12 protein-coding genes are annotated in these 9120 nt (G+C 62.4%); 10 read left to right on the top strand and 2 right to left on the bottom strand.

The window, feature by feature from the left end; genetic code table 11:
• Positions 1-19: 19 nt before the first annotated feature.
• From GSQ79_RS22825 to GSQ79_RS22795, 7 genes are all read left to right on the top strand, one after another.
• The gene (locus tag GSQ79_RS22825; protein ID WP_158811081.1) at positions 20-601 is read left to right on the top strand and encodes an AAA family ATPase; all 582 of its coding nucleotides are present in this window, start codon (positions 20-22) and stop codon (positions 599-601) included.
• A gap of 5 nt (positions 602-606) precedes the next feature.
• Positions 607-876, top strand: a complete 270-nt coding sequence (locus GSQ79_RS22820; RefSeq protein ID WP_158811080.1) for a hypothetical protein — start codon at positions 607-609, stop codon at positions 874-876.
• Complete coding sequence (locus tag GSQ79_RS22815) at positions 873-1946, top strand: hypothetical protein (protein ID WP_158811079.1); 1074 nt, start codon at positions 873-875, stop codon at positions 1944-1946. The genes GSQ79_RS22820 and GSQ79_RS22815 overlap by 4 nt, the downstream gene beginning before the upstream one ends.
• Before the next feature lie 86 nt (positions 1947-2032).
• On the top strand, positions 2033-2317 hold the full coding sequence (locus tag GSQ79_RS22810) for a hypothetical protein (protein WP_158811078.1): 285 nt from the start codon (positions 2033-2035) through the stop codon (positions 2315-2317).
• Positions 2318-2364: 47 nt separating this feature from the next.
• Entirely contained in the window at positions 2365-2601 is a 237-nt protein-coding gene (locus GSQ79_RS22805) for a hypothetical protein (RefSeq protein ID WP_158811077.1), read from the top strand.
• Positions 2602-2654: 53 nt separating this feature from the next.
• The gene (locus tag GSQ79_RS22800) at positions 2655-3023 is read left to right on the top strand and encodes a hypothetical protein (protein WP_158811076.1); all 369 of its coding nucleotides are present in this window, start codon (positions 2655-2657) and stop codon (positions 3021-3023) included.
• Between the two features lie 407 nt (positions 3024-3430).
• Positions 3431-4012 carry a hypothetical protein gene (locus GSQ79_RS22795; protein WP_158811075.1) on the top strand — a complete coding sequence of 194 codons (582 nt, stop codon included), beginning with the start codon at positions 3431-3433 and terminating at the stop codon, positions 4010-4012.
• A gap of 67 nt (positions 4013-4079) precedes the next feature.
• On the opposite strand, the gene GSQ79_RS30185 is transcribed toward GSQ79_RS22795, so the two are convergent.
• Together GSQ79_RS30185 and GSQ79_RS22790 are read right to left on the bottom strand one after the other, a co-directional pair.
• Positions 4080-4247 carry a hypothetical protein gene (locus GSQ79_RS30185; protein ID WP_305764630.1) on the bottom strand — a complete coding sequence of 56 codons (168 nt, stop codon included), beginning with the start codon at positions 4245-4247 and terminating at the stop codon, positions 4080-4082.
• Entirely contained in the window at positions 4189-4833 is a 645-nt protein-coding gene (locus GSQ79_RS22790; RefSeq protein ID WP_158811074.1) for a hypothetical protein, read from the bottom strand. The genes GSQ79_RS30185 and GSQ79_RS22790 overlap by 59 nt, the downstream gene beginning before the upstream one ends.
• 244 nt (positions 4834-5077) lie before the next feature.
• Here GSQ79_RS22790 and GSQ79_RS22785 point away from each other — a divergent pair, with 244 nt between their 5' ends.
• The 3 genes from GSQ79_RS22785 to GSQ79_RS22775 all read left to right on the top strand — a co-directional run.
• The gene (locus tag GSQ79_RS22785) at positions 5078-6064 is read left to right on the top strand and encodes a hypothetical protein (RefSeq protein WP_158811073.1); all 987 of its coding nucleotides are present in this window, start codon (positions 5078-5080) and stop codon (positions 6062-6064) included.
• The gene (locus GSQ79_RS22780) at positions 6064-8361 is read left to right on the top strand and encodes a hypothetical protein (RefSeq protein ID WP_158811072.1); all 2298 of its coding nucleotides are present in this window, start codon (positions 6064-6066) and stop codon (positions 8359-8361) included. Before GSQ79_RS22785 ends, GSQ79_RS22780 begins: the two co-directional genes overlap by 1 nt.
• On the top strand, positions 8361-9120 hold a 760-nt coding region (locus GSQ79_RS22775; protein WP_158811071.1), incomplete at its 3' end, for a hypothetical protein. The genes GSQ79_RS22780 and GSQ79_RS22775, both read left to right, overlap by 1 nt.

Below are 9120 nucleotides of genomic sequence, written 5' to 3'. Positions count from 1 at the left end.
CGGCCTCGCCTCTTTCGAGGTGCTGCCGGTGCCGTTTGTTCGCGACATCCTGAGGACCCATCAGATCGGTACGGGGCGCCGGAACTGGACCCTGCCGCAGCGCCGAGATGCCGACGCATGGATCAACGAGAAGTTTGTGTTCTTCCACATCGACCCGCGGACCGACGAGTCGGAACAGACCGTTGAGTGGCTGATCGAGAAGGCCGAAGAGGCGGTGATCCGCCACGGCCTCAAGGCTCTGGTGATCGATCCTTGGAACGAGTTCGAGCACGCCCGCCCGCATAACGAGACCGAAACCCAGTACGTCGCTCGGATGATCAAGCGCCTAAAGCGGTTCGCCCAGACCTTCGACGTGTTGGTGATCGTCGTGATCCACCCGACCAAGAACGGCGGATCGAAGGACGCGGCCGATATCAGTCTCTACGACGCCGACGGTTCAGCGCACTGGGCCAACAAGTCCGACATCGGCATCGCGATCGAGCGTGACGACGAGTCCGGCCTCACACGCGTGCACGGGCGCAAATTCCGGTTCTCTGATCTCGGACAGCGCGGAACGACCGAATTCGTATTCGACACCGACGCGGAGGTGATCGCGCAATGACAAGAATGACCCGATCCGAAATAGACGCCTTTAACGCTGGCGTCGTCGCCGTGCTCGATCTGGCCTTGCGGTGCTCGCAATCGATAGAGCTTCGCATGGTCGAAAAACCAACCCGCTTCAACTTCGCGTCTGGCGCCTTGCTCGCGCTCGCCGACGAGGGCCGCGTTCTGCTCATGCCGGTGCCACCTAAACCAAGTGAGGGAATTTCCCTTACTCCAGGGCCTCGCACACCGGTCCCGCATTCATCGGCCGAAGCACTGGCGGTGATGCCATGACGACCACCGCGACCGCCCTAGACCCGAAGTTCGCGAAGATTATCGCGCTGATGAACTCGACCAAGTTCGACGGAGAACGGCAGTCGTGTCGAGCCCGCGCCGAGCAAGTGGCGAAGTCGTGCGGCATGTCGTTCGAGGAGGCGATGGAGGCGCTTCAGCGGGCGACAGCAAAGTCTTCCCTCCACTCGAACTTCTATGACGACTACGTGGCGGCAAAGGAGGCGGCGGATCGAGCCGAGCGCGAACGAGCTAATGCTGAACGCCGACGTCGGCACGCCGAAAGACAGGCCGCCGTCATCGCGAAATACGGCTCTAAAAAAGCGGTGTTGGCCCCATGCGAAAGGGAACGACTGATCCTCGAAGCCGTGAAGCCTTGGCGGGTGGCGCAGGAAAGGCCTCACGAGCGGTGGACAGGTAATCTGGGCGGATGGTCCGATTACGGTTTCAATCGCGAGAAGATGCCTCCGCAGATCCTTGAAGCGATCCTGAGAGCCTACCCGTTACCAACAACATTTGCGGCAGCGAAGGCTGAGCACGAGTATTGGGAGACGCGGAACGACGATATGGATTGCATCCTCGACACCGACGGTCTTGGGCTTGGCGACATCGCGCTCGACGTGGCCGCGGGCGTGCGTGCGGAGGCGGTCCGAGACTTGGCGTTGCGGGAGATACGGCTGACGACTATTGCCGATCTTCACGCACGCTTCGCGATGTACCGCGGTCTGGAAAGCACGTGGGAGAGAGTCGAGGATGCGATCTTCCGCGACCTTGAGGCCATGGCGAAGACTGAAGCCGATCTGTCCAACCCGTCCAAGGCATCGAGCGATATCGGCATACCGATATCGAGCCCCTCGGACCATCCGTCCACATCCGACCACACCGTCGCAGACATGCTTCGCGCCGACCCCACCCGCAGCGATCGTCATGTCGCGCGCGCCTGCGGATGCTCGCCCACAACCGTAGGCAAGATCCGCCGCCAGCTCGGCCTGGCGCAAGGTGCTCGATCCGTCCAGCGCCGTGGACAGACCTATCGGATGAAGGTCGTCGACCGACAGGCGGTGACGCCATGAAGACGCCGCGACCGCGCCCGGCACCCCAATCCTTTCCCAGTTCTACAGCGCGCCGACGCATCTCGGCAAAACAGGACGAGAGCATCATGACCACGAAAACCATCAAGGATATCGTCACGCACGAACCCCAGCCGATCTTCGTCAGCCTTCGCGACCGCCTCAACGCCGGCCGTGACGCCGCCGAGGCTGCATGGGCCGGCAAGGCAAGCGCCGGCTTCCGCGATACCGTCATCACCCTCGGCAACATCGTGCGGAGCTTCGACGTGCGGGCGCCGGAGATCCAGAACGAGGAGGACTTGCTTCGGATGCGTGCCGAGCTGGCCGAGACCCTGCGTTCCGCTGCGGCCGCGATCGCACCTCGCGCGGCATAGCCAAGGACAGATCGAGCGAAGATCGCAGCTAAAACAGGGAGCACCCCATGCACGAAGTGACGATGAAGACCCAATGCCTCGAGATCGTCACCGCGATGATCGCCATGGGCGCGACCTTCCAGACCCATGCCGGCGCGCTCGGCGCCGAGACCTGGACCTACGACCTCAAGGACGAGACGGCGCTGCAGGACTGTCGTCGCCTTCTCGCCGCCGCCGATCGCCACCGCATCGGATTCAACGCCGCGTTCATCGCTGCGATCCGCGCCGCGGAAGAAAGCATGTAGTCGATCCAAAACCTTTCATTTCCTTTCACCGACCTGTCATCACGGAACCAGTCATGAGCAAGCCCAACAAAGAACTGAAGGCTGCAGACCCGATCGAGCCCACCGAGTCCCATGTGCCGCCCCAGCTCCCGCCGTATGCACCTGGTCACACCTGCCCCTTCGTCTACTTCGATGCGGCCGGCGCCGTCGGGCACCTGAACGGCATGGCCGAAATTACGCTTGAGGCGAGGCGCCTGACCATGCCGACGGATGTATCGAACGTGGTTCTCGATCGGGTCATGGTCGCCCAGCTGCGGTGTAATATGCCGGCTTTAAGGCATCTGAGAAACGCCATCGACAGCGCGCTTCTCTTGGCCGAGCCAGTGGCGGTGCCTGTCACCGAGCCGGAGGTTCTGCCCTCGGCGCGCGGACCGATGCACTGACGCCAGGTGGCTTGTAAACCCTCGGGGGAGGGTCGCGGCCCTTCAAGCACCATGATAGGCCCTGGCGGCCGCTGGCTTTCTTTCGTCGACATTACGGAAAGTCACTAGGAGCGGCAGCTTGGCCATGCCAGCTTGCCAGGCTGGAAGTGGAAGGGTCGACAATGAAGAAGTGCCCCAAGTGTGAGCAAGCCGTCACGTCCCTGCGATATGCGCCGGTAGATCTGACGCCCGGGCTTGGCGCAGGTAAATCCACCTTCAAAGGGATCGTGATAACCTGCCCACATTGCAGCACGATCCTATCCAGTGCTGTCGATCCTCTCGCAGTTCGCAACGAGATTGTCGCTCAAGTCCTGAAGGGCCTTGGTCACTAATCCCTTTGCACAGCGGCAGTAACCGGATTGCGTTAGATGAGCGAGCAACCACCTAGCCTGGAGAAATGGGCGCAGGATCACTTCGATTGGAAGGGCTACGAATTAAAACTCGCTGAGCTCTTCGAGCGACGCAGCACTGATGCCCAAAAGCTATCTACGGAATTCTCAAAACTTATTATAACTAATTTGATCGTGTTGAATGCCGGAGGATTAGTATCGATAGCGCCCATCTCTGCTTTCTTTGGTTTGAATGGTTCGACGTGGCATGAGAGGTTGGGCATATTCGGCGTCCCAGCGTGCTTCTACGTTGCAGGACTGCTGCTAGGAATGTTCTGCTCTCTTGGCACTTACTATAATTACCAAATGCATGCCCACTTGGCGTTGACGCATAGCGAGTTGGCAATTTTAGAGGCGCGGGTTGAGCGGTCTTTAATTACGGAAAACCCAAAGTGGCATAGCGAACTAGTTGCTCAGCGCCCGACAATTCAGGATACCTCCGCCAGTATTGTATCGAAGATCCGCTGGACGTTCATTGGCAGCCATATCATTGGCTGGGCCTCTTTACTCTGCTTCTTAGCCGGTAGCTTGATTATCGCTTGGCGTGCGCCGTCTCTATGAGGCGGTTGTCATTACAAAAAGCGCCTTAAGGCGACCGCGACACACGCAGATCCCCGCGATCACAGTCTCAGACCATCTCGACCAGCTTTCGCGCCTCCTGCATCAAGGCGCGAAGTTGCCGCCGACGCTCAATAGCCTCGCGGGTGAAGAGCCCGTGCTTGTAGGCGCCGTTGTCTCTACCCCTCGGAGCACCGGGGTTCGTTCCGCCGTGCATCCGGCATCGGCCGTTCTTCATGCCCGGCGACTGGCACGGCTTCCCGCTCCTGGTTTTCGCTCCACATCGGGGGCTGAGGTGCATGGGTAAGCTGGTCTTCTGCATAAGATTGCCTTTGATTTCTCTTCGCTGCCCCACCCCCGGTCCGAACGGACCCGATGATGGCTTGGCCGCCCTCGCTGACGTGCACGTGCTCGACCACGACCTTCTGCTGACCGCCCTTGCCGCGGTGACGATTCAGGGCCTCGAGAAGCGTCGCATAGGTGCGCGATAGCTTGTTCGCCTGGTTCAGGTTCATCGCCCGGCCTTCAAGGCTCTGCTCCACGATCATCGACCGGCGAAAGCATTCCATCGAGGCCTGATGAGCCGCGATCATCTGAGCTGCGAGCATGCCTTCGAGCTCGTCAGCCGGCGTGATGCCTTTCAACGCCTGCGTCGCGACGGTCGCCGCCTTGTGCACCTCGTCCTGGCTCGTGACCCAAAACGTGTTCGCCGCAGCCTGAACGATCGACAGGTTGAACGTGTCCGACTTCGAGCCGCCCACATGCGAAAGGACCGGCTCTTTCGCCTCTGAGGCGTCCGCCGTATCTGGCACTTTTTCCGACATTGAGTTTTTCACCCATCAAAAGGAGGCAAGTCGTTCCTCCACATGCTTACAAGACGGGACAGATCGATACGGCTAAGTACAAAAGAATACTATGCAGTATAGATTGTAATTTGAGCCGCAATCGCATGGGATTGATTGCCAATTACTATTTCATAGATCAAGTTGTTGCTGTAAGCTAGTCACCTTGAAGCAAGTACGCGGTGTTGCCGAAGCGGCCACTTTCCTTGCGACGGAAGGACATGTCTTGGGGATCTTAGACGACCTACTCGGCACGAAGACCGCAAGCGGTCAGGACGCGGCGGCCGCCTCGAACAACGCGCTCATCAATTCGACCGTCGCCGGCACCAACGCCGACCTGACGAATTCGGCGACAAACGCCAGCAACGATCAGACGACCGGCGCGGCGAACGCGACCAGCGCGCTCAACACGGGTTACGGCAACGCCACCGGGGCTCTGACCCAGTACGCTGGGCAAGCGCAGGGCACGCTCAAGAACGGCGTGAACAACGCGGTCTCGACCGACCAATCCAGCAACGCCGCATATCAGCCCTATACCGCAACCGGCGGCGCCGCGACGGGTGCTCTCGACAACGCGCTCGGACTCAACGGTGCATCCGGCAATGCGGCTGCAACGGCCGCATTCCAGCAAGCCCCAGGTTACCAATATGCGTTAGATCAAAGCACGGGCGCGGCCCAGCGGGCGGCGGCGGCCGGGGGCATGAACGCTTCCGGTAACACGCTCAGCGCCGTTGCGCAGCTCGGCAACAATCTCGCCAGCCAAGGGTATCAACAGTACCTCACGAACCTGCAGAACGCGGGATCTCAGGGCCTTCAGGCCGCTCAGGGGATTTCAAGCAACAACCAGGCTGCCGGCGGTGCTCAGCTTACGGGCGGCACGACGGGAGCGACACTCGATCAGTCGACCGGAACGAACCTCGGGACGCTTGATGCCGCTCAGGGGACCGGTAATGCCTCGATCCAGTCGAACCTCGGCAACTCCCTCGCCAACATCCAGACCGGCCTCGGGACCAGCCTTACGAACAACGCTTGGAACGGCACGAACGCGATCACCGGTCAGACCACCGCGGCCGGCGTCGCCAACGACACGGCAGCAAACGCGAACAGCGGCATTCTGTCGAAGGCGGCGCAGACGTTGTTCGCGCCGGAAACAGCAGCAGTCACAAAAGGCCTTGGCGGCGCTCTCAGCAGCGCGACGGGAGGGTTCCTCTGATGTCCAGCGACTTCCTCGCCCTCTCGCCGAACCTGCCGAATTTCTTCGGTGGCGCGGCTCCTGATCAAGAGCTTCTGCAGCAGCAGGTTGCGCAGGGCGACGCCTTCAAGGGCGGCATCCCGCTCGACGCGAATGGCAACCCTGACTATTTGGCGATGACCAACAAGCTCATGCAGCTCGGGGCCTACACACCGGCCGCCAGCCTGATGAACATGGGTATCGCTCAGCAGCAGATGAAAAGCGCCGCGGACATGCAGGGCAGCATGTCGAAGTGGTTGACGCCGGCCGCTCCCGGATCCGCGCCGGCCGCCCCGCAGCCTGTTGCCGCGCCTTCAACCAAAGGCGCCAACCCCGACGTCGTCAGCTACATCCGACAAGGGCTCATCAATCGCAATATGAACCCGAACGTCGGCCTCGCTGTCGCAGCCCGCGAAGGGCTCATCGGCTTCGATCCAAATGGCAATCCGAACCTCGGCGACGGTGGATCTTCGGCAGGGCCGTTCCAGCTGCACTATGGCAATGTCGCGCCTGGCGGGAATGCTGCCCCGGGCCTTGGAGACGACTTCACGAAGGCGACTGGGCTTGACGCGCGCGACCCTTCAACATGGCAGGCGCAGGTCGACTTCGCCCTCGACCATGCGGCCAAGAACGGCTGGGGCGCCTTCCACGGCGCGGCCAAGGCCGGCATTCCCGCATTCGCTGGCATTGGCGGACAACCCGGACGCGGTGCATCCCAAGTTGCGCAAGGTGGTCCCGTCGCTGCTCCTGCCCAACCGGATGTCTCGGCCGACAATCTTCCGGTGCCGCCATCCAAGCCCGCGTCGCTTGGCGGCTCGCCGACCCAAGTCGCTCAAGACGACGAAGCAGCACCCTCGTCGCAGAACCCTTACGCCTATGCGGGTAATTCGAATGTTCCTGGCGCCGGGACCCCGGGCGCCGACCCGAGCGCTCCATCCCCCGCACAAACGCCATTAAGCGCCTCAGCGATGCCCCCAGGGGCTCCTGGTCAAGCCGCGGCTGTGCCGAGCCAGGGCGGACCGCCGGTTGATCCTACGCTGCCGGCGGTGGCCGCAGGCCAAGTCGCCGGGCCCGGTGCGCCCACCTCGGCGGCGCCGATGCCTCGAACGCTCTCCGCACCTCCGCCGATCTCGCCTGTGTCCGGCGCGGTCCCGCCGCCGCTCGATCCAACCTACGGTGGCCAAGTGCCGGCGGCGTGGATAGCGGCAGGGCACTCGGCCGGTGATTGGGTGAACTACGCTCGAACCATGGCCGGGATCGCCGGCAACAACCCATATGCGAAGGCAGCGGGCGAGCAATGGGGCAAGATCGCAGACGGACTCGCCACGTCGATCGACAAAGGACTGCAATTCACCAACGAGCAGAAGAATGCTCGCGACCCGACGGCCGTCGCCTATGAGCAGAACAAGGCGATCACGACGGCAAACGCCCGCGCCGGCGCTCGCTTCACGCCAGAGAACATCCGCGGCGCGGGACAGCTCGCTTCCGCACAGGCGAACGCCAAAACCGATGTAGAGAACCAGAATACGCTTGTCCCGGTCGCCCAGCCTGACGGCTCGATCAAGATGACGACGAAGGCCAACGCGCTTCAGGCAGCCGCCGACGGAAACCCGATCACCCAGTCGCTGCCGGGCTACATCACGTCGGGCCAGCAGAACCTGTCGACCAAGCTCGCCGACGGCACATCCGCCTACCAAGAGCGCCAGGTCTCAGGAGAACGGCTCGACGCCATATCGAGCCTCCTGTCAGCATTCCAGACCGGTGCGAACTCGACTGACTTCAACAACGCGGTCGCGAAGCTTCGATCGTTCGGCATCTCGGTACCAAACTCAGCAACGATCAATCCTGCCGCGATGCAGGAATTCGCGAAAAACGCCTACGCCAACGTGCTCAGCAACATGAAGGAGCAGGGCAACAAGCAATTTGTGTCCGAGGTGCAGAGCGCGGTGAATTCGAACCCGAACCCCGATCTGCAGCCCGAGGCGAACGCCGCGATGGTCGCGCAGATGAAGGGCATCCAGGCCTATCACAACCAGAACTTCCAGGATTTCGCGAGCTGGTACGACAAGAACAAGGGCGCCCCGAACGACGCTCAGTTCCAGATCGGCTGGGCCAAGACGAACCCGATCTCGCCCTTCATCGACTCAGCCCGCAAGGACATCGGCGTCATGGGTGTTCCGATCCCCTCGCAGCCCGCGCAACGTGTCGTGGGACAGCGCTACGTTGTGCCCGGCAAGGGCGTCTATCGGTGGATGGGTAACGGCTGGGCGACAAACTGATGGAACTCCTCTCCGACGCAGATCTCGGCATCCAGACCGCCACGCCGACTGCAGATCCCACCTCGACCGGCGGCGGCGTTGATAGCTCAAGCTTTCTGCCTGGCGAACGCGCCATCACGGTCACGCGCGGGCCCGCGCCGACCCCACCTCCCCAGCAGCCCGTTGTGCCGTCATCCGGCGGTGGGGCACCAGGTGCCGCTAGTCCGGCCCCCGCCGACGATGCGTCGTCCCAGCCGAAGCTATTGTCCGACGCGGACCTTGGCATCGGTGCCTCTACGCCGAACGGTGACGGTATTCTGTCGAATGCGCCGGACGACAGCTACACGACCGGGGCGCTGAAGGGGCTCGGTACCGCCGCGGTCAAGGCCTTGGGAGACTCGGTCGGCTTCGTCGGGGGTCTCAGCAACTTCGCCGATTACCTCGTCGCCCGCGCGCAGTCGAAGATCACGGGCGAGCCCGTCGAGAACGCCTTGGCAAAGATCGCCGCGGCGAAGCAGGCGCAGCAGCAGCATGCCTCCAGCGAGGGTATCCCAGCCTTCACCGATCCGCGCAACGCGCTGCCGGCGCCGGACGCGATCAGCGCGCCGATCCTGAAGGTGACGGGCGAGTACAAGCCTACGACCGAACCCGGCCGGATCGCCCAAGGTGCGGCAGAGGCGGCACTGGCGGGCATCGGTCCCGGAGTCGGCGCCCGCGCGGCGCCATATGCCGAGGTTCTCGCTGCCGCCCCTGCCATGGCGCTCGGAAACGCAGCGGCCG

It is taken from the genome of Beijerinckia sp. L45 (genome assembly GCF_009765775.1).
Taxonomy (GTDB): Bacteria; Pseudomonadota; Alphaproteobacteria; order Rhizobiales; family Beijerinckiaceae; genus RH-AL1.
Note: the sequence above shows the minus strand (reverse complement) of the source record. Positions and strands in the feature narration are given on the sequence as shown.